Source organism: Parahaliea mediterranea (assembly GCF_017255185.1).
GTDB lineage: Bacteria > Pseudomonadota > Gammaproteobacteria > Pseudomonadales > Halieaceae > JAFKCZ01.
Genome location: NZ_JAFKCZ010000011.1, coordinates 132,327 through 156,884 on the forward strand (window position 1 = coordinate 132,327; position 24,558 = coordinate 156,884).

Sequence of the window (24,558 nt, forward strand, 5' to 3'; positions counted from 1 at the left end):
TCAAAGCCCCGCGCGCGCCAGTACAAAGCGCGCCAGTCGGCGTTTGTCGTCCAGGCTCTCCATCAGCGTGCCGGTCACCGCCACCGCCATCCCCAGTTCAGCAATGCTGTCCGCCAATGCCGCGTCGGCGCTGTCGATCACGAACGTGTCCACCAGGCCCGGGTAGCGCGCGGCGTAGTGGCGCGCCACCGCGCCGGCGTCAACCGGCATGCCCAGCTCGGCCAGCATCTTTGCCGCCGGCCCCTTGATCGCGCGCCCGCCGACGATGGGCGATACGGCGATCACCGGCACCGACAATTGCGCTATCCGCTGCCACAGACCCGGCAATTGCAGCACCGGATCGACGCTGACAAAGGGGTTGGAGGGGCAGATGACCACCGCCGCGATCTCGCCCGCGGCGAGACGCTCGAGCAAGGCCGGGTTGGGCGCCGCGCCCTCGATACCCTCGAAACTGAATCCGCTCACCGCCGGTTCGCAGGCCCGGCGCACAAAGTAGTGCTGGAACGGCAGGTCGCCCTCGGCGGTATGCACCACGGTGCTCACCGGGTCGTCCGACATGGGCAGCACCTCGGGCTCGAGGCCCATCGCCCGGCCGAGCAGGCGGGTGACCGCGGTGAGCGAGTCGCCGGCGGCCAGGCGGCCGCTGCGCAGCAGGTGCGTGGCGAGGTCCCGGTCGCCGAGCTGGAACCAGGTCTCGGCCCCCAGGTTCTCGAGGGCTTCGCGCACCTGCCAGGTCTCGCCCTCCAGGCCCCAGCCCCGCTCGCGGCTGCTGCGGCCGGACAGGGTGTAGAGCAGGGTGTCGATATCCGGGCTGATGTGCAGCCCCAGGTGTTTGAAATCGTCCGCGGTATTGACCAGCAGTGACAGCTCCCGCGGCCCCAGTTCCCGCGCCAGCCCCAGGGCGAGCTTGGCGCCGCCCACCCCGCCGGTCAGGGCCAGTACCCGCGCGCCGCCGGCCATCAGCGGAACATGTCCATGGCGCGGTCCCGCAGCAGGGCCCGCGCCCCGCCGAGACCGGGCCGCAACCGGGCGCCGCGGGCCAGCACCACCGGGCTGGCTTCGTCGGCCTGGCCCTGCACCAGCGACGCGGCCGCGGCCAGCTCGTCGGCCACCGCCGCCTCCGTCACTTCGAGCACGTTGCCGAACAGGTCGCGCTCGCCAATTTGATTGTACAGCGGCTCCAGGCCGGCACTGCCGATGGCCATGCCCACGGTACCGTTGCGCCAGGCCCGGCCCACGCTGTCGTTGACGATCACCATCGGCGCACAACCGGGACTGTCGGTGAGCGCCTTGCGCAAGGCCTCGGCGGAGCGGTCGGCATCCTCCGGCAGCAGCAACAGGCGCGGGCTCTCCGAGTTCTGTTCGATATTGGACTTGTCGATCCCGGCGTTGGCCATGACATAGCCGTTGCGGTGTTCGACGATGATCACCCCGGGACGCACCCGCAGCACCTCACGCGCCTCGCGCAGGATACATTCCACCTGGCGCGGGTCCTTCCCGGCCTGCCCGGCCAGGGTCAAGGCCCGCTCACTGGGCTCGATGTCGCCGAGATCGACATAGCGGTTCTCGGCCTTGGAGACCACTTTCTGGGCCACCACCAGCACATCGCCCTCGATGAGTTCCAGCTGGTTATGCCGCAGGCTGTCCCGAATCAGCGCGGCCAGGTCGTCCCCCGGCTGCACCAGCGGGAAGTCCTGCAGCGCGATGAGCTGCAGGCCGCGGTTCATTCATCCCCGTCCAGGCCGGTAATGCGGATACCCGCGTGGCACTGGTACTGTTTATTGATGGTGATAAGCACGGAAGTCAGGGCCTCCGCGGCGGCGGCGTTGTTGATCATGCCGGCGTGGAAACCGCGCATACCCGCCGCCTCCACCAGCTTGATCACCTCCGCGCGGGCGTCTTTCTTGTTGCCGCAAACCAGTACGTCGCAGTTGAGCCCGTGCCCTTCCTGCAGGTGGTGGGCGGCCACGTTCTGGAAGGCGGAAACCACGGCGACCTCCTCGCCCAGCAAGTCCTGCGCGATCTGCCCGGCACTGCCCTCGGCGGGCAGCTGCACCCGCGCCACCCGCGGCGGCACCAGCGGCACCGTGACATCGACCAGGATCTTGCCCTGCAGCGCGGGCTTCACCAGCTCCAGCGTGGCGGTCTGGTGGGCGAAGGGCACGGTGAGCGTCACGATGTCCGCGGCCTCGGCCGCGGCCAGGTTCTCCATGGCTTCCACCGCCACTTCCGCCACCCCGCGCTCGGCCATCACTTCGCGCAGGTCGGCGACCGCCGCCTCGGCCTTGTCCGCGGTGCGCGAGCCGATAATGACCCGATAGCCGGCCTGGGCCCAGCGCCGCGCGAGGCCGGTACCGAGGTCGCCCGTGCCGCCGAGAATGGCCAGAACCGGTAGGTTTTCCGCTGTCATAATATGTTCCTGTAGGCTGGGGGGACTGGAAGGAAGTTCAGATTGTGCAACCGCGACAGCCTGGGTTACGGACTTCCGGCGCAGTGCCCGCGTGCACGCCTTGCCAGCGCCCTGAATTCGGTTAGGATGCGCAGTGCCAAGGCATCTTATGGAAATCACCCGCCAATCACAAGACGCCTCCAACGCTTGTTATAAGGAGTTAAACTGCGATGAAGCCAAGCCTGGATTTCAGTGGCAAGGTGGCCCTCGTCACCGGTGGTGGCAAGGGCGTGGGGCTGGGTATTACCCGTCGCTTTCTTGCCGCCGGCGCGGAGGTCATGATCTGCGGCCGCAGCGAACCGGACAGCCTGCCCGAGGTCGGCGGCCGCCGCGCCGCCTTCACCGCCTGCGACGTCCGCGATTTCGAACAGGTGGAAGCCTGTGTCGCCGCCACGGTCGACCGCTTCGGGCGGCTGGACGTACTGGTCAACAACGCCGGCGGCGCCCCCTTCGCCGAGGCCGCCACGGCCTCGCCGCGCTTTTCCGAGGCCATTGTGCGCCTGAATCTTATCGCCCCGCTCAACTTCTGCCAGGTGGCCAACCGGCAGATGCAGCAACAGGAGAGCGGCGGCAGCATCATCAATATCGCCAGCGTCAGCACCATCCGACCCTCCCCCGGCACCGCCGCCTACGGCGCGGCCAAGGCCGGGCTGGTCAACCTGGGCACCTCGCTGGCGGTGGAGTGGGCGCCCAAGGTCCGTGTCAACTCGGTGATCGCCGGCCTGGTGCGCACCGAGCAAGCGCACCTGCACTACGGCGACGAGGCCGGCATTGCGGCGGTGGGCGCAACCATCCCCCTGGGCCGGATGGCGGTACCGGAGGATATTGGCGACGCCTGCCTGTTCCTGGCCTCGCCGATGGCCTCCTATATCAGTGGCGCCAGCATCGCGGTGCACGGAGGCGGCGAAAAGCCCGCCTTCCTCGACGCCGCCAACAGCCAGGCGCCTCAGTGAAACCCGGCCGCGGGCTGACCCTGCTGCTGGCCTGCGCGCTGGCCGCGGGTTGCCGCGTCGGCATCGACGGCCCCGCGGCGAAAACCGGGGGCCAGCCGGTGGCGCAGTGGACCGCCTACGGCGGCGAGGGTGCGCGGCAGCACTCACCCCTGGCCGACATCACTCCCGCCAATGTCGACCGGCTGGAAGTCGCCTGGGTACACCGCTCCGGCGACATCGCCGACGGCAGTGGCGAGTGGGCTTTCACTTCCCTCCAGGTCACCCCGCTGATGGCCGGGGGCAAGCTCTACTATTGCACGCCCTTCGGCCGGGTCTTTGCCCTGGACGCGGAAAGCGGGGCCGAGCTGTGGCAATTCGACCCCGGCGTCGAGAACAAACGCAGCGGCATGTACCCCGCGGTGTGCCGCGGCGTGGCCTACTGGGAAAGCCCCGAAGCCGGGACGGCCTGCGCGAAGCGCATCCTCTACGGCACCCGCGACGCCGAGCTGATCGCCCTGGACGCGGACAGCGGGCGGCCCTGCGAGGATTTTGGTGCGGCCGGCCCAGGTGCGGCCGGCTCAGGTGCGGCCGGCCCAGGTGCGACCGGCCCGGGCGCGACCGGAAGAGTATCGCTGAAAGCCCAGATCGCCGGCGCCAGACCCGGGGAGTACTACCCCACCTCGCCCCCCTACATCCAGGGCAATATCGCGGTGGTGGGCGCCTCGATACCGGACAACGAGCGCCGGGACGTGCCCAGCGGCGTGGTGCGCGCCTACGATGTGCGCAGCGGCGAACTGGTCTGGGACTGGGAGCCGGTGAGCGAGGACTATCGCCAACGCCACCGGAGCGAACGCGGCGACCAGCGCTACCACCTGGGCACGCCCAACGTGTGGGCGCCGATTGCCGGCGACCCGGAACGCGGCCTGGTCTTCGTACCCACGGGCAATCCCTCGCCGGACATCTACGGCGGCGACCGCGACGGCATCGACCACTTCGGTTCGTCGATCGTCGCGCTCGACGCCGCCACCGGCGAGCTGCGCTGGCATTTCCAGACCGTGCACCACGATGTCTGGGACTACGACGTGGCGTCCCAGCCGACCCTGTTCCAGCTCCCCGGCGTGGGCGCGGGCCGGCCGGGCGTGGCCCAGGCCACCAAAATGGGCCACATATTCCTGCTGGACCGGGAATCCGGCGCGCCCCTGTACCCGGTTGAGGAGCGCCCGGTGCCACAACGCGGCGTACCTGGCGAACAGCTCTCCCCCACCCAGCCCTTCCCGACCCACCCCCGCCCCCTTCACCTGCCGGGGCGGCTGTCGGCCGCCGACATGGACGGCTTCCTGTGGTTCGACCGGCGGGCCTGCGTGGAGGCATTGGCAAAGTATCGCAACGAGGGCATGTTTACCCCACCCAGCCTGCAAGGCAGCGTGCTCTACCCCACCACCACCGGCGGCATCAACTGGGGCGGCATCAGCATCGACCCCGACCTGGGCATCCTGCTGGTCAACCAGATGCACCTGGCATCGGTGGTGCAACTGATTCCCCGCGCGGAGTACGACGCGGGCAACTTCGGCCCGGGCTACCCGCTGGAATACTACCCGATGGCGGGCTCCCCCTACGGCGTCAAGCGCTTCCCGCTGCTCTCGCCCCTCGGCACGCCCTGCAATCCGCGCCCCTGGGGCAGCCTGGCGGCGGTCGACCTGCGCAGCGGCGAGGTCCTCTGGCGCCGCCCCCTGGGCACCACTCGCGGGCAAGCGCCGTGGCCCTTTTGGTTTGCGGCGGGCAGCCCCAATACCGGCGGCCCCCTGACCACCGCCGGCGGCGTCACTTTTATCGGCGCCACCACCGACGGCTACTTTCACGCCTTCGACAGCCGCAGCGGCAAACTGTTGTGGCGCCACCACCTTCCGTTCACCGCCAACGCCACACCCCTGAGCTATCGCGCCCGCGAGGGCGGCAGGCAATTCGTGGTGGTCGCCGCCGGCGGTCACGGCTGGTCGGAACCGGGCGACGCCATCGTCGCCTTTACCCTGCCTGGGGAATAGTCGCGCGGTTGTTCGCCCCCCATATCACGCTATACTGCGCCCAGGGCTGGCCCCCCGTGTCGCGCGCGGCGCCAGGGGCCCCCGCTGGCCAGATAATCAGGTAACGCATGTCCGAAGCTACCCCCATAAAGACCGCCCACAACGCCGTGCTAGAACTGCCCAACGCCATCAGGCTCTCCGGCCGCGTACAGCCGGAGGGGCCGGGCAAACTGGTGCTGCGCGGGGTGCGCCTGGCGGGCGGCCAGGGCAATTCCAAACTGAGCCTGCAGCTCGGCACCGGCGCGCAACTGCGGTTTGAGAACCTGAGCGACGACGGCGGCCCGATCAGCGATATCGCGGTGACGATCGCCGGCATCGAGGGCAACGACCTTCGGCTCGCGCTGGCGGATGGCGACGCTGGGGACATCGCCGTCCGCTGCCAGCGCGCGCTGAATGCGGCGCCGCAATCCGCCACCGCCGCGCCACGCCCGTCACGGGTACCCGCGCAGAATCGCGCCCTGCTGCGGGAATTCGAGCGCCGCTGCATGCGGGAGCTGACCAGCCGTTTCGAGTATTTCCTCGAACACCTGGCCAACGAGCTGTTCGAACTGTCGGTCAGGAACAGTCGCCAGGGCTCGTCGCCCGGCGACCTCTACGACACCGTTAAATCGCTCAAGCTGCACCACGGCAAAATCGCCAGCGCCTTTCTCGACCTGATCGCCCAGCGCTTTCGCGACCTGACCCCGGCGCGTCAACCGGCCTACCAGTGGGAAAAACAGGACGTCGCCCCGGAGTCGCTGGACCTGGTGGATCTGGACGAATTCGAGGATTTCCTGGCGGTTGACCGCATGATCAACCTGGGCAAGAACCAGCACGAGGAAGTACTCGAATACCTCACGGTGCGGCTGGCAACGGCGATCGACGCCGACCCGCTGAAATTGCGCCTGCCCATTCATGTCACCGAGCTGTGCAACTCGCTGCAGGAATCGCTGCAGGGCCGCGGCATCAGTCACAATGCCCTGCCGCGAATCTTCGACTACTTCGTGCGCCACTTCCTGATGGAGCTGGATGCCTTCTACCAGCCGCTCAACCAGGTGCTGGTGGACGCCGGGCTCTACCCGGGACTGGAGGAGGAAATCCGCGTCAAGGGGTCCCTGCTGGAGCGGCGGGCCGCCTCGCAAACGCCCTGGCGGCCGTCCCGGCCACGCCAGGAATCCCCGCAGCCCGGCACCCCGGAAAACAGCCCGGCGCGGGGCGCATCGCAGCACGACGCCATGCAGGAGGTGGTGGACAATGTGGTCGATCGCATCAGCGCCTCGCTTAGCCCGGAGGTGCTGTACCAGTCGGTGATCGACGCCCTCAATTTCAAGCGCGAATCCGAGGGCGCGCCCGTCGCCGATGGCAGGACCGGCCCCCTGGCCGAAGCGGCGAATGTGGTCGACGCCCTGGCCGGCCTGCAGCGCGATGTCGACCTGCGCCACGAAATTGGCGAGGCCGGCTCGCTGCGGGAATACCTGTCCGCCAACGCCGAACGCATCAGTGGCTTGCAGGGAACCGCCGGACTCAGCCCCGACAGCATGAACCAGCTCGACCTGGTGGACAACCTGTTCTCCACCATCAAGTCGCAACTTGATGTCAGCCAGCAGATGCGCCCGGCGCTGGGCGAACTGCAGGTTCCGCTGGCCAAGCTGGCCCTGCTGGAGCCGCGCTTTTTCCTCGATGAGTCACACGCCGCGCGCGGCGTGGTCGACAAGCTGTCGCAGCTGGCCGCTTCCGGCAATTTCCCCAACCGCATGCTGGAGCAGCGCGTGGGGGAAATCATCGACAACATTGTCGAGAGCTACGACCGCGACAGCGGCGTTTTCGACAGCGCCCTGGAACAGATCGACAAGCTGGTGACACAACAGGCCAGCGCCCACGCCCGCAACGTGGAGCGGGTGGTCAAGACCCAGGAAGGCCAAGAGCGCCTGCGCCAGTCCAAGCAGCAGGTGGACGCCGCGATCCGCAAGCGCCTTGACTCGCCGCGGGTGCCCAGGGTTCTGCTTGAGCTGATCGACAAGGGCTGGCGCGACCTCCTGGTGCTCACCCACGTCAAGGAGGGGCCGGACAGCAGCAGTTGGCACGAACACCTGCGCACCCTCGACCTGCTGGTGGAATGGCTGGCCGAGCAGCGCGGCGAGTCCGCCGAGGACCTGACCATGCAGCGTGGGCTCGAGTCCGGGCCCTTTATCGAGATGCTGGAACAGCTGATCTCTTCGGAGCTGCCCACCAACACGGAGATGGCCGCGGTATTCGAGGAGTTGCGCGATGTGCTGGCGGGCGAGAAGCCCGTCGACACTGTCGAGCTCGACGATGGCGCCTACGCCGAGCAAGAGGGCTCGCGGCAATTCCGCCAGCGCCTGGGCAAGACCCAGCGACTACGGCGCTGGGTGGATCGGGTGGAACAACTAGAGTCCGGCACCTGGCTGACCTACCGCAACCGGCAGGGCGAGCGGCGCCGCATGCAACTGGCCTGGGTCAGCCCCGAGCGCGACCGCTATATCTTCGTCAACGACCGCGGCCAGAAAACCGCCGACATGAACTCGGTACAGCTGGCTCGGCAATTAAGCCGGGGGGCAAAACCCCCCTCCCCCGCGGAGAAGCTGTCGCTGGTCGACCAGAGCATGTACGGCACGCTGGAAGACGTGCAAAAGTCTCTCAGTTTTTCCCGCAACCACGACCAGCTCACCAAGCTGATCAACCGCGGCACCTTTATCGAGCAGGTAGGCCGGGCCCTGCGGCATGCCAACAGAAAGGCATCCCAACACGCCGTGCTGCATTTGAATATCGACAAGTTCAACCTGGTCAACGATGTCTACGACCACGTCACCGGCGACCAGGTACTGACCGAGTTCGCCAAACTGCTGTCCCAACTGCACGGCAGCAAGATTTCCTCCGCCCGGCTGGGAGAGGATGACTTCGGCATCCTGCTGGTGGACCAGCCACTGGAACGCGCGCTTGAAACCGCGGAAAAAATTCGTGCCGACATCGAGAACAGCAGCGCGGATATAGACGGCGAAATGGTGAGCTTCACGGTATCCATCGGCGTGGCGCCGATCATGGAATACAGCCCCGACGTCGACACCGTGATCGAGAATGCGGCAAAGGCCATGCACCTGGCCAAGGAAAATGGCCGCAACCGCGTGGAGCAATTCGAGGAATCCAGCGCCGCCGTCCAGCGTCACCGCGCCGAGTACACGCGTTCGCGCCAGGACCTGGAGAAAGCCCTGGCCACCGAGCGCTTCGTGCTGCGCGCCCAGCCCATTGTGCAGACCGCGGTGAATGGCTCTCAACCAACCAGCCGTCACTTCGAATTACTGCTCGGAATGCGTGAAAAAGACGGCTCCACCGGGTCGCCGGAAAAGTTCATTGCCGCCGCCGAACGCCACGGCTTCATGGTCTCCGTCGACCGCTGGGTGATCAAGGAGGCCTTCCGCTGGATCAGCCGGCTCATGGACGCGCAGAAGGTGGTGCCCAGCCTGTCGATCAACCTGTCCGGCACCAGCATTACCGACGACGGCTTCATGGATTACCTGTTCGAGCAGATTTCCGAGTTCGGCGTCGGCACCAACCGACTCTGTTTCGAGATCACCGAAACCGGGACCATCACCAACCTGGTCAAGGCGGCGGACTTCGTGCGCGCGTTCCGCAATATCGGCTGCAAGTTTTCCCTGGACGACTTCGGCACCGGACTGGCCAGTCACAACTACCTGCGGGAGCTGCCGGTGGACTACGTCAAGATTGACGGCACGTTCATCACCGGCATCGACGACAACCGCAACGATTTCACCATGGCCCGCTCCATCAACGACCTGGCGCATTTCCTCGGCCAGGAAACCATCGCCGAGTCAGTGGAGAACGACCGCATTATCGCCCGCCTGGAAGAGATCGGCGTGGATTACCTCCAGGGCTGGGGCATCGGTCACCCCCGGCCACTGGAGGAGATCACCCGGGAACTCTCGAGCATCGACAAGTAAGCCCCGGGGCCGGAGCCAGCAGATGCCGCAGCTGAACGACACCGACTACGACCGCCTGTTGGGCCTGATTTACGAGGGCCCCCTCGAGCCGCGACCCTGGCAGAGCGCCCTGCCGCGCCTGCGCGAGCTGTTCGACGCCCAGGTGGCCTCGCTGGTGCTGCGCCCGCCGGCCAAGGACGACCGCGGCGTCATCCTCAACAGCCTGCGCGACGAGGGCGATGGCGCCACCGGACTGGCGGACCCCAACGACTGGGAGGTCACGGCCTACCGCGAGCAATTTTTCGCCCTGGACCCCTTTATCAACCTGCCGCTGGGCAAGGTGGTGACGCTACAGGACATCCTCGACGACCGGGAACTCGAGGCCTCCGACTACTACCGGCACTACCTGCAGCCAGTGAACGTGTTTCGCATCCTGGGCGTGGACACCGCCGAACCCGGGGGCATGGTGGCCCGCCTGCGCTTTTCCCGCGGCCGGCAGGACGCCAGCTTCGGCCCGGGCGACCGCGCCCTGCTGCAGCGCCTCGCCCCCCACCTGCAGCGGGCCACGCAGATCTACGCTCGACTGAGCCGCACCACCTCCGAGCGGGACCTCTACGCCGGCGCCGTGGACCAGCTGACGGTGGCGACCATCATTCTCGATGAACAGGGTCGGGTGCTGAACACCAACGCCCTGGCCAAGGCCCTGCTCGAGGAGCGCAGCGGCCTCGGCCTGCGGGACCAGCACCTGCACATGGGCGGACGCGACCAGAACCGCGAGTTGCAGGACGCCCTGTCCACGATTATCCGCGCCCAGCAGCGCGGCGAGGCGACCGTGGTGAGGGCGCTGCGCATCCCGCGCCAGGGCGACCGCTCCGACCTGGGCCTGGTTATCCGGCCGATCCCCGCGGCGGAATGGGGCGAGGGCCAGGCCACCCCCTGTGCCGCCGTCTTTATCTCCGACCCCGACCTCCGGGAAACCGCCTCCCAGCAAACCCTCGGCGACCTGTTTGGCCTCACCCCGGCCGAGGCCAACCTGGCCATCCTGCTGTCGCGCGGGCTCAGCCTTTCGGAAGTGTCCGAGGCCCAGAATATTTCCCAGCACACCGCCCGCGCCCAGCTCAAGTCGATTTTCGCCAAGACCGGCGTTTCGCGGCAGGCGGAGCTGGTGCGCCTGGTCCTGAAGAGCGTCGCCTCCCTCGGTTGAACCGCCGCGGTTTTCACCGCTGTATAGCCAAGCTTTGACACAGATCAGCATCGGCGCGCGCCAAAACGGGTAGCATGGCCTCCCTCGCTGGACACACTGCTTGTAATTGAATGGTTAACAAATTCAGCTACAATTGCCACACAGGTTGCGGGGCCTTTGCGCCCGCATCCCGCCGCCAGCGGTGGCCGGCCGGGGAAGCAGTCCGGGAGTACTGCATCCACGTCACAAAAACCGCCGTTTGTAACGGGTGGCGCAGCATTAGCGGCCCCTGACCATTGCCCTTGGGAGACAGCAATAATATGATCCAGCACACCTTCGGCCTGCTTGTGAAGCCCAGTGACCAGTGGCGCAAGATTGCGGCACTGCCTACCCCGTCCTTCAATACCCTGGTACTCTATCCCTGTATAATGGCCATTCTGCCCGCAGTGGCCTGGTACTTCGGCACCAGCCGGGTGGGCTGGACCGTGGGGGACGACGGACAGGCGATCAAGCTGACCGTGGAGAGCGCCCGCCAGATCAGCATCCTGTTCTACCTGGGCATGATCGCCTGCGTCGCGGTAATCGGCTATTTCATTCACTGGATGGCCCACACCTACGGCGCGGAGTCGAGCATCACCCGGGGCATCGTGGTGGCGGGCCTGACCGCGACCCCGCTGTTCATCGCCGGCCTGGTGGGCGTCTATCCCCTGCTGTGGCTCGACCTGCTGATCGGGGTCGCCGCGGTGAGCTGGTCGGTGTACCTGTTGTACCTGGGCATTCCGATCATTATGAACATTCCCGAGGAAAGAGGATTCCTGTTTTCCAGCGCGGTCATCGCGATCGCGCTGGTGATCCTGATCTGCCTGATGGTGGGGTCGGTTTTCCTCTGGGACCTCGGCGCGGCGCCGGCGTTCACCGACTAGGGCGCGGCCGGGACACCAACGACTTTTATATTCTGCACGACTCTGGATGCATACGATGAGCGAACTAAACTCGGCACTGGACCATCCCACCTACAACTACAAGGTGGTAAGGCAGTTTGCGATTATGACCGTGGCCTGGGGCATCGTCGGCATGCTGGTGGGCGTGCTGATCGCCGCCCAGTTGGTGTGGCCGGCGCTGAACTTTGACCTGCCCTGGACCAGCTTCGGCCGGCTGCGGCCACTGCACACCAACGCCGTGATCTTCGCCTTCGGCGGCAGCGCGCTGTTTGCCACCTCCTATTACGTGGTGCAGCGCACCTGCCAGGCACGGCTGATATCCGACAAGCTGGCGGCCTTCACCTTCTGGGGCTGGCAGGCGGTGATAGTGCTGGCCGCGATCACCCTGCCGCTGGGTATCACCACCTCCAAGGAATACGCCGAGCTCGAGTGGCCGATCGACGTGTTGATCGCCGTGGTCTGGGTGAGCTACGCGGTGGTGTTCTTCGGCACCATCGCCAAACGCGCCGTCAGCCACATCTATGTGGCCAACTGGTTCTACGGCGGCTTCATTATCACCGTGGCGGTGCTGCATATCCTCAACAGCCTGGCGATGCCGGTGGATCTCACCAAGTCCTACCCGGTCTACGCCGGCACCGTCGACGCCATGGTGCAGTGGTGGTACGGGCACAACGCGGTGGGCTTCTTCCTCACCGCCGGCTTCCTGGGCATGATGTACTACTTCGTGCCCAAGCAGGCCGAGCGGCCGGTCTACTCCTACCGCCTGAGTATCGTGCACTTCTGGGCGCTGATCGCGGTCTACATCTGGGCCGGCCCCCACCACCTGCACTACACCGCCCTGCCCGACTGGGCACAGAGCCTGGGCATGGTGATGTCGATCATCCTGCTCGCGCCCTCCTGGGGCGGCATGATCAACGGCATGATGACACTGTCCGGCGCCTGGCATAAACTGCGCACCGACCCCATCCTGCGCTTCCTGGTGGTCAGCCTGTCTTTCTACGGCATGTCCACCTTCGAGGGGCCGATGATGTCGATCAAGACAGTGAACGCCCTGTCGCACTACACCGACTGGACCATCGGCCACGTACACTCCGGCGCCCTGGGCTGGGTGGCGATGATCTCGATCGGCAGTGTCTACCACCTGATCCCGATCCTGTTTGGCAAGGAGCGCATGTACAGCGTGGACCTGATCAACGTCCACTTCTGGATGTCCACCATCGGCACCGTGCTGTACATCGCCTCCATGTGGGTCAACGGCATCCTGCAGGGCCTGATGTGGCGCGCCTACAACCAGGACGGCACCCTGACCTACACCTTCGCCGAATCGGTGGAGGCCAGCCACGCGGGCTACCTGGTGCGCCTGATCGGCGGCGCCATTTTCTTCGGAGGCATGCTAATCATGGCCTACAACGTCTACATGACCGCGCGCCGGGAAAATCCGGCGGATGACGCGGTTCCCGTTACTAGCGGCGCGGCCTGAGGAGCGAACACAGATGGCCCTGAGCAAACACGACAAAATCGAACGCAACGTCAGCCTGATGATTGTACTGACCATCGTCGCCATCAGCTTCGGTACGCTGGTGGAGCTGGTGCCACTCATTTTCGGCAAACAGGTCAAGGAGCCGGTCGAGGGACTCAAGCCCCTCCCGGCGCTGGCGCTGGAAGGTCGCGACATCTATATCCGCGAGGGCTGCAACAACTGCCACTCACAGATGATTCGCCCTCTGCGGGCCGAGACCGAGCGCTACGGACACTATTCGGTGGCCGGGGAATTCGTCTACGACCACCCCTTCCTGTGGGGTTCCAAGCGCACCGGGCCGGACCTGGCCCGGGTGGGCGGCCGCTATAGCGACGACTGGCACCGAGCCCACCTGTTCAATCCCCGCGACGTGGTGCCGGAATCGAACATGCCGGCCTACCCCTGGCTGTTCGAAAACACGCTCGACGGCGAGAAGACCGGCGACAAGATGACCTCCCTGCGCGCGGTCGGCGTGCCCTACACCGACGACGATATCGCTGGCGCCGCCGACGCGGTGGCGGGCAAGGCCGAGGTGGACGCCCTTGTGGCCTACCTACAGCAGCTGGGCACACTCCTGCAAATGAGGCGCTGAGCATGGATATCAATGACCTGAGAGGCCTCAGCACCCTGCTGCTGATGGTCTCATTTATCGGCCTGTGCTTCTGGGCCTACAGCGGCAAGCGCCGCGCCACCTTCGACGAGGCGGCTCACCTGCCCTTCGACGACGAGGAGCTGAACCAACGCACCATGCGGGAGGAAGTCAGGAATGACTAGTTTCTGGAGCGCCTGGGTGATTGTGCTGACCTCAATCACCATTATCGCCATCACCTGGTTGCTGCTGGGCAACCGCAAAACCGGCGCCAAAAAGGAAGACACCCCCACCGGCCATTCCTACGACGGCATTCAGGAGTACGACAACCCGCTCCCGGCCTGGTGGTTCTACATGTTCCTCATCACCATCGTCTGGAGCATCGGCTACCTCATCGTCTACCCGGGGATGGGTAACTTCGCCGGCCTGCTCGGCTGGACCTCCACCGGGCAGCACGCCGAACGGGTGGCGGAGGCCGAGACGCGCTACCGGGCGATGTACGATCGCTACCTGGCCATGCCCATCGAGGAAATCGCCGACGACCCGGTGGTGCGCCGCATGGGCATGCGCATGTTCGGCAACAACTGCGCACAGTGCCACGGCGCGGATGCCCGCGGCGGCTACGGCTTCCCCAACCTCACCGACAACGACTGGATCTACGGCGGCGAACCGGCCACCATCGAGACGACCATTGTCAACGGACGCAAGGCGGCCATGCCTCCCTGGGGCAACGCCCTGGGCGACAAGGGCGTGGAGGAAGTGACCGCCTACGTGTTGCAGCTGAACAACCGCGAGCCGGACGCGGAGCTGGCGGCGGCGGGCGAACAACATTTCAAGACCTACTGCGTGGCCTGCCACGGTCCCGAGGGCAAGGGCAACCCGGCAATGGGCGCGCCCAATCTCACCAACGGCATCTGGCTTTACGGCGGCAGCCGGGGCGAGATCGCCCACTCGGTGCGCGCCGGCCGCAACGGCGTCATGCCCGCCTTCAAGGACACCCTCGGACCCGAGAAGATCCACATCCTGACCGCCTGGGTGTACGGCCTGCGTAACACCGCCAGCGCGCAACCCTGAAAAAACTGATCCGGCGCCTCCCTCCCCGGAGGCGCCTCCTCCCTGCCGTAGTAATGGGATGCCAACATGAGAGACCCCGACCTGATCGACGTCCAGGAGGCCGCTCCCGCCGAAGTGGCGGAAATGGACCTCTACCAGCGACGTGAAAAGATTTATACCCGCAAGATCGAGGGTTTTTACCAGCGTATCCGGCTGTACACCGGCTGGCCTCTTCTGCTGGGCTACTTCCTCCTGCCCTGGCTGAAGTGGGGTGACCGTCCGGCGGTACTGTTCGACCTTCCTGCACGTAAATTCCATATCCTGGGGCTGACCTTCTGGCCGCAGGATTTCCCGCTGCTGGCCTTCCTGCTGATCATCGCCGCCTTCGCCCTGTTCGCGGTCACCGTGTTCGCCGGCCGCGTGTGGTGCGGCTACACCTGCCCGCAAACCGTGTGGACCAGTATCTTCATGTGGATCGAGCAGAAGGCCGAGGGCAGCCGCAACCAGCGCATGAAGCTGGACAAGGCTCCCTGGTCGGCGGAAAAGGCGCTGCGCAAAGCCGCCAAGCACGGCGGCTGGCTGTTTGTCGCCTTCGCCACCGGCATGACCTTCGTCGGCTACTTCTACCCGATACGCGAACTGGCGACGGAGCTGTTCACCCTGTCCGCCGGCCCCTGGCAGGCTTCGTGGACGGTATTTTTTACCTGCGCCACGTATATCAACGCCGGCTGGATGCGCGAACAGGTGTGTACCCACATGTGCCCCTACGCCCGCTTCCAATCGGTAATGTTCGACCGCGATACCCTGATTGTGTCCTACGACCCGGGCCGGGGCGAACCCCGCGGCTCGCGCAAGCGCGACGCCGATCACCGCGCTCTCGGCCTGGGGGACTGCATCGATTGCGAGCTCTGCGTGCAGGTCTGCCCCACCGGCATCGACATCCGCGACGGCCTCCAGTACGAATGCATCGGTTGCGCCCTGTGCGTGGACGCCTGTGACTCGGTGATGGACAAGATGGAATACCCCCGGGGGCTAATCCGCTACACCAGCGAACACCAGCTGGAGGGCGGCACCACCCACTGGCTGCGCCCGCGCATGATCGGCTACGCCCTGGTGCTGTGCACCATGGTGGGCGTATTCGCCTATACCCTGTTCAGCCGCATCCCGGTGGAGCTGAACGCGATCCGCGACCGCAACCAGCTGTATACCACCACCGCCCGCGGCGACATCGACAACGTCTATACGCTGCACCTGGCGAACATGGCCGAGCGGGTCCACGCCTACCGGATCAGCGTCAGCGGGCTCGACGGCGTCGAGGTCATCGGCAATACCCAGTACACCCTCGACGCGGGCCAGGTCCGCGAGCTGTCCTTGCGCCTGCGCATGCCGCCCGGCGCACTGAACAAGCCCAGCACGCCCATTGAATTTCACGCCGAGGCCACGGACAATCCGCGGCAGAGGGCCAGTGCCGAATCCCGCTTTATGATGCCCATTGAATGATCGACATGCATGCAAGTGAAGGACCCCGTCCCTGGTATCGCCAGTTCTGGCCCTGGTTCCTGATGGCGCTGCCGGCCTGCGCGGTGGTCGCCAGCCTGTGGACCGTCTATATCGCCCACCGCGACGCCGACGACCTCGTGGTCGACGACTACTACAAGGACGGGCTGGCGATTAACCGCCAGCTTGAGAAGCGCGACTACGCCGAGCGGGCCGGCATTGCCGCCCGGGTGCGGGTCGACGGCGACGATATCCTGGTCACGGTCAGCGGACCGGTGCGCGCGCAACAGCTCGCGCTCTACCTCTCCCACCCCATCGAATCGGACCGCGACATCAGGGTCACCCTGCAGCGCGCGAGCCGCGACAGCTTCCGCGCGCGCCTGCCCGCCCCGCCCGCCCCGCGCTGGCATTGGGTACTCGACGCCGGGCCCGACAGCCGCTGGCGCCTGGACGGCTCCCTGAGCGACGCCAACTTCAGCGATGTCCGCCGGCCCTGACATCGCCGCCGCGGCGCCGCTGGACGCGGCGCCCACGAGCGCCGACCGCCACTGCTTCCACTGCGGGAACGCGGTGCCACGCGGCGCTGACTTCGGCATCGTGATCGGCGGCGTGCGACGCGCCATGTGCTGTCCGGGCTGCCGGGCGGTGGCGGGCATGATCAGCGAAAGCGGGATGGCGGCGTTTTACGAGCACCGCACCGGCTACAGCGAGCGCCCGACCGAAGCCCCCGCGGCGGACGAGCAACTGCGGGTTTACGACGACCCGGCGGTCGCCGCGACCTTTACCGACACCGACGAACAGGGGCTGCGCCACGCGCGCCTGCTGCTGGGCGGCGTCAGCTGCGCGGCCTGTACCTGGCTGATCGAACACACCCTGCAGCGAATCGACGGGGTGGCCAGCGCCAACGTCAACCTGCAACACAGCCGCCTGGATATCGCACTCGATCCCGACCGCGTGGCGCTATCGTCGATCTTCGCGCGGCTCGAGGCGCTGGGCTACCGGGCGCAGCCCTTCGTGGCCCAGGCCCGGCGCGAACTGCTGGACCGCGACTACCGGCGCAACCTGCGGCGCCTGGCGGTGGCCGGCCTGGGCATGATGCAGGTGGGCATGTTCGCCATTGCCCTGCACGCCGGCGACCTGCAGGGCATCGCCGCCGAGCACCAGTCGCTGATGCGCTGGGTCAGCCTGGTCATCGCCAGTTTTGTGGTGCTGTTCTCGGCCCGCACCTTTTTCGAGAACGCCTGGCGGCACCTGCGCGCCGGCGCGCTGGTGATGGATTTGCCGGTGGCGCTGGCCATCGGTCTCGCCTGGCTGGCCAGCGGCTGGGCGACGTTCAGCGGCGGCGGCCAGGTGTATTTCGACTCAGTGGTCATGTTCACTTTCTTCCTGCTACTGGGCCGCTTCCTGGAACAGCGCGTGCGGCGACGGTTCCAGCTGAACTGGTACGACGTGGAAAGCGACCTGCCCACGGCGGTGCGCTACCGCCGCGGCGACGGCTGGGTCAGCGGCCCGCGGATCGGCCTGCAAAGTGGCGACGTGGTACTGGTACCGGCCGGCACCACCTTGCCGGTGGACGGCACGGTGCTCCGCGGCCGCAGTTCGGTGCGCGAGGACACCTTCAACGGCGAGCAGCAACCCCGGATGGTCGGCCCCGGCGACGGCGTGTTCGCCGGCACCCTCAATCTCGAGGGCGGCCTTGAGGTCAGCGCCAGCGGCCCTTTCAGCGCCACCCGGCTGGCGGCACTGCAGCAATCCGTGGGACGCGCCAGCGGCGAGAAACCACGGCTGTGGCGGCTGGCCGACCGGGTATCCGGGTGGTTCGTACTGGGGGTATTGCTGACCACCGCGCTCACCGCGCTGGCCTGGAGCCAGATCGCACCAGAGAAAGCCCTGTGGATCAGCCTGTCGGTGCTGGTGATCAGCTGTCCCTGCGCCCTCGCGCTGGCCACCCCGACCGCGCTGACCAGCGCCGCGTCGGCCCTGCGCCGACGGGGCGTGCTGGTGCACGGCGAGAACGCGCTGGAGGCCCTGGGCCGCGCCGACCATGTGGTGTTCGACAAAACCGGCTCCCTCACCCGCGGCCAGCTCGCGCTGGCGCGGATCGCGCCACTGGCCGATGAGCGCCCCGAGAGTCTCGCCGCGGCGGGCGCCGCCCTGCAGCGCGCCTCCCGCCACCCGGTGGCGCGGGTATTCGACGAGGTCGCCGCCGCCGGCGGTTTCGACGAACTCACCTACCACATCGGCGCCGGGGTCAGCGGCCGCCAACAGGGCCGGCAGTGGCGCATGGGCAGCGCGGCCTTTTGCCGCGAGCTGGCGCCGACCCTGCCGCCCGCCCCACCGCAATCCCTGTATTGGGTGGCGCTGGTTCGCGAGGCCCAGCCGCTGGCCTGGTTTGGATTCACCGACCCGGTAAGAGAGGACGCCGCGCCGCTGCTGGCCGAACTGCAAGCCGGCGGCCTGGGCAGCAGCATCCTGTCCGGCGATACGCCGGCACGGGTGGCCGAGCTCGGCGCGCAACTGGGTATTCCCGAGGCGCTCGGTGGGTTGTCCCCGGAGCAGAAACTGGAGCAACTGGAGGCCCTGCAGGCCCGCGGCAAGGTGGTCGCGGCGGTGGGCGACGGCCTCAACGACGGCCCGCTGCTGGCCCGGGCGGACGCCTCCTTCGCCGTGGCCGAGGCCACCGACCTGGCCCGCGCGCAGGCGGACTTCGTCATCGAACACGGCGACCTGGGCGCGATGGGGCTGGCCTGGCGCACCGCCCGGCTCTGCCGCCGTATCGTGTGGCAGAACATGGCCTGGGCACTGGCCTACAATATCTGCGCGATCCCGCTGGCGGCCCTCGGCTACGTGCCGCCCTGGGCAGCCGCCATCGGCATGTCCGCCAGCTCGCTGCTGGTGGTGCTAAACTCGCTCCGACTCACTCGTTCAAGCGCGACATAGATGGCCAGTCTCTACCTGTTAATTCCCATTGCCCTGGTGTTTTGCGCCGTGGCCATCCGCCTGTTGCTGTGGGCAATCGACAATGGGCAGTACGACGACCTGGACAAAGAGGCCTGGCGTGCGCTGATGGACGAAGAGCCCGGCGACACCAAGGGTGACAACCGCGAACCTGACGAGCCCCACCGCTGATGGACCCGACACTGTTTGCCGCCTTCTCGGTGGGTCTGGCCGGTGCCGGGCATTGCCTGGGTATGTGCGGGGGAATTGCCGCGGCGCTCGGCCTGGGCGCCAGCGGCAAGGGCACGGTGATCGCCTACCACGGCGGGCGCCTGCTCAGCTACACCGCGCTCGGCGCGGCGGCGGGACTGGCCACCGGCATTGTCGACACCGCCGCCTGGACCCTGTTCCTGCGCTACCTCGCCGGCACCCTGCTGCTGGCCATGGGCCTGTACATCGCCGACTGGTGGCGCGGCCTGGCGTGGCTGGAGCGACTCGGTGCGCGCCTGTGGCGCCCGGTACAGGGGCTCGCGAGCCGCTGGCTGCCGCCGCGCAGGCCGCGCGACGCCGTACTGCTGGGACTGTGTTGGGGCCTGATGCCCTGCGGCCTGATCTACAGCGCCCTGGCCCTGGCGGCCACACGCCAGGATCCCCTGGCATCGGGCCTGATGATGTTCAGCTTCGGCCTGGGCACCCTGCCCGCCATGCTGGCCGGCAGCCTCGGCGCCAGGCAGCTGCAATCACTCCTGCGCCGGCGGGGAATGAAACTGCTGATCGCGGCACTGCTCATGGCCGCCGGGGCCTGGACGCTGTACATCACCGCCAGCCACAGCGGCCACCTGCTCGCGGCATCGGCGGGCGGGCACGCCCACCACTAGCAGGGTGTTGCACATGCCCGGCAGGGCTTTTGCAACAGCCCGCCAGATCAGGGCCGGGTAAGCACGACACAATCGCGGTATTGGCTATCGCCGATGCTCAGCATGCCCTTGTCGCCCTTGCCGAAGAATTCCACTTCGCCGTCGCTGTACCGGGCGCCCGAGGCGCTGCGCACCTGGGGCAACACCCGCTGGCCGTCGCGCAACCACAGCGTCATTTCCTCCGGCCGGTAGAAGGCGGTAAAAGTGTAACCCTCGCACTCATAGGTATATTTCGGGTTCGCGGGCGTGTCCGGGACCGCCCCTGACCCGGCGGCCGCGCTGGATACCGGGGCGGTGTCGCCACCGGCACAGGCCGCCAGCGTCAGGGCGAGGCCGGCCGGGGCAATTCGGGAAACAATCATCGGGCACTCCTGTTGCCGCATTCAAGGGCCACAGTATCGCGCGCCGCGCCACCCGCCGCCACCACTTAGCCGCGCGGGTCCGAGGCGGCGTATCGGCGGCGGCCCACCAGGCCCTCCAGCAGGCCGCCAAACTGCAGTACCAGCAGGCCGGAGACTATACCGGGAAGGCCCTCGTACAGGGCGTTGTGTAGTTCGGCGTAGCGCCACAGCAAAGCCACCGCAAGCCCGGTGAGAACCGCGACGACGGACAAACCAGTACCCGGCCGCCGGCCCAGGCACTGGAAGATCAACAGGGGCGCGAAGGCGCTGGCCAGGCCCGACCAGGCCAGGATCACCAGGCTGAAAACGCTCTGCTGGTTGAGCAGTGCCCAGCCCAGGGCCGCCAGGCAGACGCCGAGAGTGGCGAGCTTGATGGTGCGCGTGTCCTTGATCCGCCGCGGCGCCAGGTCGTGGGTCAGCGCCGCGGAGCAGCTCAACACCAGGGAATCCGCGGTGGACATGGTGGCCGCGAAAACCCCCGCCAGCACCAGCCCCACCAGCACCGGGGGCAGCAACTCCAGGGCCATGGTGGGCAGCGCCAGCTCGGCGTCGAAACTCGCGGTTTCCGCCAGGAAAATCCGCGACAGCATGCCAACACCGGTCGCCAGGCAGTAGAAGGCGGTGAACCAGAGGTAGTACCAGACGCGGGCCCGGACCATCAGCCCGCTGTCACTGAGGGTCATGAAGCGCACCATGACGTGGGGCTGGCCGATCACCGAGAACCCGGCGAACAGCCAGCCGAGGGCGAACAACACCGCGCCGGCGACGCCGGGGAGCACCATGTCCGCGGGCACCAGGTCCATGAAGCCGTCCACGGCCCGCATCTGCGCCAGGGCGCTGTCCATGCCGCCGAGGCTGTCCACCGCCACCAGCAACAGCAGCGCCATGGCCACGATCATCACGATGGACTGGGCGGCATCGGTCCAGATGGAGGCGCGAATCCCCCCGGCGAAGCAATACAATGTCACCAGCACCGTCCCCATCACCGCGCCGGCCCAGATCGGCCAGCCCAGCAACACGTGCAGGGCCTTGCTGCCCGCCACCAGCTGGGCGCTGGCATAGGCGAGCAGGAATACCAGGGACAGCAGGCCGATCAAGCGCTGCAGGCCCGGCTGGCCGCCCCCGTGCCAGGCGCTCAACACGCCGGCGTAACTCACCTCGCCGCTGCGCTCGGTGGCCTCGCGCAGGCGCGCGTGCACGAAGGTGGAGGCGAGGAAATCCCCGACAATCCAGCCGACCATCATCCAGATCGTGGCCAGCCCGGTGACATAGGTGTAACCGATGACGCCGATGAACATATAACCGCTATTGTTGGTGGCCACCGCCGACAACCCCACCAGCCAGGGCTTGATGCTGCCGCTGGCGATATAGTAATCGGCGCTGGTGCCGCGGCTGACCCGGCTCGAGGAAATACCGATCAGGGTGAATACGGCCAGGAAGGCGACGAAGGACAGGACCATCAACAACTTCCCAGGTGCAGCACGTGGCCGGCCACGGGCGCCGGCAGGCGCAGTGACAGGCTGTGCAACTGATAGGGCCAGCGCCGGCCGAGTTGCCGTGCCAGCTCGAAGAAGCTGTCGCGGCCACTGTCGGCCAGTATCACCTGGCGGCCCGGCCGGGAGCGGCCCGGCCGAACGCGGCCCGACCCCGCAAGAAAGCGCTCTACCAGCGCCAGCAGGTCGCGGCCGTTGTCGGGCCGGTAGCAGATGTCGGCACCCACCAGGGTGTCCACGCTGTCCAGGTCGGCGTTGCACAACTGCTCGAAACTGCTTTGCCGGAACCCCACTTCGGTCCCGTTGACTTCGCTCAACAGCTCCAGGTACTGGCGCACGCTGTCATCGGCGTCGGTGGCGGTGACCCGCATCCCGAACTGTTTTTGCAGGAATTGCGACGGCAAGCCCCAGCCGCAACCCAGTTCCAGGGCGTGATGGCTCCGCCGGAAGGACTGCCGCGACAAATAGTCGATCAGCAGGTAACTGGAGCGCCAGATGCGCGAGCCGAAATCCCGCGGCTCGACCCCGCTATCACGCAGCTGGCGCACTCGCGCGTGATTGGGCTTGAGGGCAACGACGTCCCGCACCAGAAAACTCTGGTGCGGGCCCTTCATCACCGCCAGCGGCTCCGCCATTGCCGGGCGCTCAGGCCGATGCCAGGCGCACGGCGCGACCGTGGTCGTGGGGCTCCACCAGGCCGGCGTGCAGACTGCGGATCGCGCTCTCGTAATCCTCGTCGTTGACCACGAACTGCATGTCCACCTGGCGCATGGACTGGTGGATCGCCAGTACGCTGATATCGTGCTGGCTCAGGGCGTTGACGGTCTTGGCCAGTATGCCCGGCACCTGCATGTCGCTGCCAATGGCGGAGACAATGGCCACCTTTTGCTGGCGGATCTCCGCCTCCGGGAACAGCTCCTCCAGCGCATTGCAGATACGCTTCACCGTCTTCAGGTTGGTGGACAGGTAGTTGGTCACCGTGTTGGCGTTGATGTCCTTGGCCACGTTGTGGGCCTTGAAGCGCTGGATGGTCTTGATGATGTCAATGTCGTATTGACTGACCTTGCCCGCCATATCCTGGTCGAACACTTCCAGCGCGTACACGCCGCGGCAGCCGGCGATGATTTCCACACAGGCGGTATCGCTGACGTAGTCCCGGGTGATCAAGGTACCGGTGTGCTCCGGCTCGAAGGTGTTCTTCACCCGCAGGGGAATGCCGTTCTGGCGCAGGCCCTTGGCGGCCTTGGGGTGAATAGCCTCCATCCCCAGGTTGGCCAGCTGGTCGGCCACGTCGTAGTTGGTGCGGCCAATCGGCACCGCGTTGCCCTCGCCCACCAGGCCGGGGTCGGCGGTGCTGAGGTGAAATTCCTTGTGAATGATGGCCTCGCGCGCATCGGTCAGCACGGCCAGGCGACTGAAGGTCATCTCGCTGTAACCGCGGTCAAAACTGCTGATCAGGCCATCCTCGCTGTGGGCGTAGCCGGTGACGATGGGCATCTGCCTGCCGAGGTCGATATCGGAAAAGGCGCGCAGGATGCGCTCGTCGAGGGAGATATGCTCGGCGGATTTCCAGCCGGTCAGATCGACGAAGACCGCATTGACGCCATCGCGCTGCAACAGGCGCGCGGTGTTCCAGGCGCTGTGGGCCTCGCCCACGCTGGCCAGCATTTCGCGCACCGTGGCGAGGTGATCCTCCACCGAGAAGTGGCCGTGACGACACAGGCTTTGCAGGTCTTCCAGGCACTGGCGCGCGTTGTCGAGGCGCTCGCCGATGAAGTCGTTGGCCGCGCGCAACTGGTCGGCGTCGTCGAACAGGGTGGCGTTCTTGTCGTACATAATGGCGCGCACGCCCTCGAGCGCCGCGGCCCAGCCCTCGTCCTTGAACCCCTCGGAGAACAAACCGTAGACGCCGGGCGAACCATCTTTCTTGTCTTCCAGCAGCTTGTTGGTAATGCCGCCGTAGGCCGATACCACGAACACCCGCTGGTACATGGTGTCCTCACCGGCCTGGGCAAAGACGATATGGTCCCGCACGGCACTGTAGTCACTCATTGACGTGCCGCCGATTTTCTCCACGCTGTGAAACTTCATGTTTTCTCCTGGTCCTGTTGAGTTTGGGTCCACTGTATTGCGCGTTGCCGGGGCTGAACGCCCCGGCAACGGCGCGTCACGGACCACTCAGTCAGTGACCGAATCGGCATCCAGCTCGTAGGCGCCTTCCTTGTTGTGCACTTCCGTGCCGTGGAGGGGCGGGTTGAATACGCAGGCCATTTTCATTTCCTTGAAGGCCCGCAGAATGTGCTTGTCGTGCTTGTCGAGGATATACAGTGTACCGGCCTTGATCGGGTATTTCTTGCCGTCGGCCACGGTTTCCACCTCGCCTTCGCCGGACATGCAATACACCGATTCCAGGTGGTTCTGGTAGTGCATGCCGAAGTCGGCGCCCTCGTAGATAGTGGTGATGTGGAAGGAAAACCCCATATTGTCGTCTTTCAGCAGCATGCGCACGCTGTCCCAGTTACCGTCGGGAGAGACGATTTTGCGCCCCGAGTTGGCGGCGTCTTCAAGGTTCCTGACTATCATGTCCTGCAATCTCCTTCATCGCTTGGTGCCCGGGGCGCCCTGCGCCCG

22 protein-coding genes are annotated in these 24,558 nt (G+C 66.6%); 14 read left to right on the forward strand and 8 right to left on the reverse strand.

Features of this window, described 5'->3' with window-relative positions:
- The 3 genes from cofD to npdG are packed head-to-tail and all read right to left on the reverse strand — an operon-like array spanning position 1 to position 2,410.
- Entirely contained in the window at positions 1 to 960 is a 960-nt protein-coding gene (gene cofD, locus JYP50_RS15585) for a 2-phospho-L-lactate transferase (RefSeq protein WP_206561473.1), read from the reverse strand.
- Positions 960 to 1,727, reverse strand: a complete 768-nt coding sequence (gene cofE, locus JYP50_RS15590; RefSeq protein WP_206561474.1) for a coenzyme F420-0:L-glutamate ligase — start codon at positions 1,725 to 1,727, stop codon at positions 960 to 962. Before cofE ends, cofD begins: the two co-directional genes overlap by 1 nt.
- Positions 1,724 to 2,410, reverse strand: coding sequence for an NADPH-dependent F420 reductase (gene npdG, locus JYP50_RS15595; RefSeq protein ID WP_206561475.1), 687 nt, complete (start codon positions 2,408 to 2,410; stop codon positions 1,724 to 1,726). The genes cofE and npdG overlap by 4 nt, the downstream gene beginning before the upstream one ends.
- Positions 2,411 to 2,619: 209 nt before the next feature.
- On the opposite strand from npdG, the gene JYP50_RS15600 reads away from it, so the two are divergent.
- From JYP50_RS15600 to JYP50_RS15665, 14 genes are all read left to right on the forward strand, one after another.
- A complete protein-coding gene (locus JYP50_RS15600) occupies positions 2,620 to 3,402 on the forward strand; it encodes an SDR family oxidoreductase (protein WP_206561476.1) in 783 nt (260 codons plus the stop codon).
- Positions 3,399 to 5,423, forward strand: a complete 2,025-nt coding sequence (locus JYP50_RS15605) for a PQQ-binding-like beta-propeller repeat protein (protein WP_206561477.1) — start codon at positions 3,399 to 3,401, stop codon at positions 5,421 to 5,423. Before JYP50_RS15600 ends, JYP50_RS15605 begins: the two co-directional genes overlap by 4 nt.
- Before the next feature lie 107 nt (positions 5,424 to 5,530).
- On the forward strand, positions 5,531 to 9,418 hold the full coding sequence (locus JYP50_RS15610; protein WP_206561478.1) for a DUF1631 family protein: 3,888 nt from the start codon (positions 5,531 to 5,533) through the stop codon (positions 9,416 to 9,418).
- Between the two features lie 22 nt (positions 9,419 to 9,440).
- Complete coding sequence (locus JYP50_RS15615) at positions 9,441 to 10,601, forward strand: helix-turn-helix transcriptional regulator (protein ID WP_206561479.1); 1,161 nt, start codon at positions 9,441 to 9,443, stop codon at positions 10,599 to 10,601.
- A gap of 299 nt (positions 10,602 to 10,900) precedes the next feature.
- Positions 10,901 to 11,503, forward strand: coding sequence for a Yip1 family protein (locus JYP50_RS15620; RefSeq protein WP_206561480.1), 603 nt, complete (start codon positions 10,901 to 10,903; stop codon positions 11,501 to 11,503).
- A 55-nt stretch (positions 11,504 to 11,558) separates the two neighbouring features.
- The gene (gene ccoN, locus JYP50_RS15625) at positions 11,559 to 13,001 is read left to right on the forward strand and encodes a cytochrome-c oxidase, cbb3-type subunit I (protein WP_206561481.1); all 1,443 of its coding nucleotides are present in this window, start codon (positions 11,559 to 11,561) and stop codon (positions 12,999 to 13,001) included.
- 13 nt (positions 13,002 to 13,014) lie between these two features.
- Positions 13,015 to 13,632 (forward strand): cytochrome-c oxidase, cbb3-type subunit II, encoded by a 618-nt coding sequence (gene ccoO / locus JYP50_RS15630; protein ID WP_206561482.1) that lies wholly within the window; start codon positions 13,015 to 13,017, stop codon positions 13,630 to 13,632.
- A gap of 2 nt (positions 13,633 to 13,634) precedes the next feature.
- Positions 13,635 to 13,814 carry a cbb3-type cytochrome oxidase subunit 3 gene (locus JYP50_RS15635; RefSeq protein WP_206561483.1) on the forward strand — a complete coding sequence of 60 codons (180 nt, stop codon included), beginning with the start codon at positions 13,635 to 13,637 and terminating at the stop codon, positions 13,812 to 13,814.
- Positions 13,807 to 14,703: a cytochrome-c oxidase, cbb3-type subunit III gene (gene ccoP, locus JYP50_RS15640; RefSeq protein ID WP_206561484.1), complete on the forward strand. Its 897-nt coding sequence runs from the start codon at positions 13,807 to 13,809 to the stop codon at positions 14,701 to 14,703. The genes JYP50_RS15635 and ccoP overlap by 8 nt, the downstream gene beginning before the upstream one ends.
- A gap of 66 nt (positions 14,704 to 14,769) precedes the next feature.
- The gene (gene ccoG / locus JYP50_RS15645) at positions 14,770 to 16,182 is read left to right on the forward strand and encodes a cytochrome c oxidase accessory protein CcoG (RefSeq protein WP_206561485.1); all 1,413 of its coding nucleotides are present in this window, start codon (positions 14,770 to 14,772) and stop codon (positions 16,180 to 16,182) included.
- Between the two features lie 5 nt (positions 16,183 to 16,187).
- Entirely contained in the window at positions 16,188 to 16,676 is a 489-nt protein-coding gene (locus JYP50_RS15650) for a FixH family protein (RefSeq protein WP_206561486.1), read from the forward strand.
- Positions 16,660 to 19,119: a heavy metal translocating P-type ATPase gene (locus JYP50_RS15655; RefSeq protein ID WP_241263193.1), complete on the forward strand. Its 2,460-nt coding sequence runs from the start codon at positions 16,660 to 16,662 to the stop codon at positions 19,117 to 19,119. The genes JYP50_RS15650 and JYP50_RS15655 overlap by 17 nt, the downstream gene beginning before the upstream one ends.
- On the forward strand, positions 19,120 to 19,308 hold the full coding sequence (gene ccoS / locus JYP50_RS15660) for a cbb3-type cytochrome oxidase assembly protein CcoS (RefSeq protein WP_206561487.1): 189 nt from the start codon (positions 19,120 to 19,122) through the stop codon (positions 19,306 to 19,308).
- A complete protein-coding gene (locus tag JYP50_RS15665; protein WP_241263194.1) occupies positions 19,308 to 19,994 on the forward strand; it encodes a sulfite exporter TauE/SafE family protein in 687 nt (228 codons plus the stop codon). Before ccoS ends, JYP50_RS15665 begins: the two co-directional genes overlap by 1 nt.
- Positions 19,995 to 20,041: 47 nt before the next feature.
- Here JYP50_RS15665 and JYP50_RS15670 read toward each other — a convergent pair whose 3' ends face one another.
- The 5 genes from JYP50_RS15670 to JYP50_RS15690 all read right to left on the reverse strand — a co-directional run bounded on the left by JYP50_RS15670 (position 20,042) and on the right by JYP50_RS15690 (position 24,510).
- The gene (locus tag JYP50_RS15670) at positions 20,042 to 20,395 is read right to left on the reverse strand and encodes an MliC family protein (RefSeq protein ID WP_206561488.1); all 354 of its coding nucleotides are present in this window, start codon (positions 20,393 to 20,395) and stop codon (positions 20,042 to 20,044) included.
- A 65-nt stretch (positions 20,396 to 20,460) separates the two neighbouring features.
- Positions 20,461 to 21,894 carry a sodium/proline symporter gene (locus JYP50_RS15675; RefSeq protein ID WP_206561489.1) on the reverse strand — a complete coding sequence of 478 codons (1,434 nt, stop codon included), beginning with the start codon at positions 21,892 to 21,894 and terminating at the stop codon, positions 20,461 to 20,463.
- Positions 21,894 to 22,562: a class I SAM-dependent methyltransferase gene (locus JYP50_RS15680; RefSeq protein ID WP_206561490.1), complete on the reverse strand. Its 669-nt coding sequence runs from the start codon at positions 22,560 to 22,562 to the stop codon at positions 21,894 to 21,896. Before JYP50_RS15680 ends, JYP50_RS15675 begins: the two co-directional genes overlap by 1 nt.
- Positions 22,563 to 22,572: 10 nt before the next feature.
- Complete coding sequence (locus tag JYP50_RS15685) at positions 22,573 to 24,018, reverse strand: aspartate kinase (protein WP_206561491.1); 1,446 nt, start codon at positions 24,016 to 24,018, stop codon at positions 22,573 to 22,575.
- 87 nt (positions 24,019 to 24,105) lie between these two features.
- Complete coding sequence (locus tag JYP50_RS15690; protein ID WP_206561492.1) at positions 24,106 to 24,510, reverse strand: ectoine synthase; 405 nt, start codon at positions 24,508 to 24,510, stop codon at positions 24,106 to 24,108.
- Positions 24,511 to 24,558: the final 48 nt, after the last annotated feature.

Bases quoted from the DNA above. Each gene is read 5' to 3' on its own strand.
- cofD (WP_206561473.1), bottom strand. From the start codon at position 960: ATGGCCGGCGGCGCGCGGGTACTGGCCCTGACCGGCGGGGTGGGCGGC.
- cofE (WP_206561474.1), bottom strand. From the start codon at position 1,727: ATGAACCGCGGCCTGCAGCTCATCGCGCTGCAGGACTTCCCGCTGGTG.
- npdG (WP_206561475.1), bottom strand. From the start codon at position 2,410: ATGACAGCGGAAAACCTACCGGTTCTGGCCATTCTCGGCGGCACGGGC.
- JYP50_RS15600 (WP_206561476.1), top strand. From the start codon at position 2,620: ATGAAGCCAAGCCTGGATTTCAGTGGCAAGGTGGCCCTCGTCACCGGT.
- JYP50_RS15610 (WP_206561478.1), top strand. From the start codon at position 5,531: ATGTCCGAAGCTACCCCCATAAAGACCGCCCACAACGCCGTGCTAGAA.
- JYP50_RS15615 (WP_206561479.1), top strand. From the start codon at position 9,441: ATGCCGCAGCTGAACGACACCGACTACGACCGCCTGTTGGGCCTGATT.
- JYP50_RS15620 (WP_206561480.1), top strand. From the start codon at position 10,901: ATGATCCAGCACACCTTCGGCCTGCTTGTGAAGCCCAGTGACCAGTGG.
- ccoN (WP_206561481.1), top strand. From the start codon at position 11,559: ATGAGCGAACTAAACTCGGCACTGGACCATCCCACCTACAACTACAAG.
- ccoO (WP_206561482.1), top strand. From the start codon at position 13,015: ATGGCCCTGAGCAAACACGACAAAATCGAACGCAACGTCAGCCTGATG.
- JYP50_RS15635 (WP_206561483.1), top strand. From the start codon at position 13,635: ATGGATATCAATGACCTGAGAGGCCTCAGCACCCTGCTGCTGATGGTC.
- ccoP (WP_206561484.1), top strand. From the start codon at position 13,807: ATGACTAGTTTCTGGAGCGCCTGGGTGATTGTGCTGACCTCAATCACC.
- ccoG (WP_206561485.1), top strand. From the start codon at position 14,770: ATGAGAGACCCCGACCTGATCGACGTCCAGGAGGCCGCTCCCGCCGAA.
- JYP50_RS15650 (WP_206561486.1), top strand. From the start codon at position 16,188: ATGCATGCAAGTGAAGGACCCCGTCCCTGGTATCGCCAGTTCTGGCCC.
- JYP50_RS15655 (WP_241263193.1), top strand. From the start codon at position 16,660: ATGTCCGCCGGCCCTGACATCGCCGCCGCGGCGCCGCTGGACGCGGCG.
- ccoS (WP_206561487.1), top strand. From the start codon at position 19,120: ATGGCCAGTCTCTACCTGTTAATTCCCATTGCCCTGGTGTTTTGCGCC.
- JYP50_RS15665 (WP_241263194.1), top strand. From the start codon at position 19,308: ATGGACCCGACACTGTTTGCCGCCTTCTCGGTGGGTCTGGCCGGTGCC.
- JYP50_RS15670 (WP_206561488.1), bottom strand. From the start codon at position 20,395: ATGATTGTTTCCCGAATTGCCCCGGCCGGCCTCGCCCTGACGCTGGCG.
- JYP50_RS15675 (WP_206561489.1), bottom strand. From the start codon at position 21,894: ATGGTCCTGTCCTTCGTCGCCTTCCTGGCCGTATTCACCCTGATCGGT.
- JYP50_RS15680 (WP_206561490.1), bottom strand. From the start codon at position 22,562: ATGGCGGAGCCGCTGGCGGTGATGAAGGGCCCGCACCAGAGTTTTCTG.
- JYP50_RS15685 (WP_206561491.1), bottom strand. From the start codon at position 24,018: ATGAAGTTTCACAGCGTGGAGAAAATCGGCGGCACGTCAATGAGTGAC.
- JYP50_RS15690 (WP_206561492.1), bottom strand. From the start codon at position 24,510: ATGATAGTCAGGAACCTTGAAGACGCCGCCAACTCGGGGCGCAAAATC.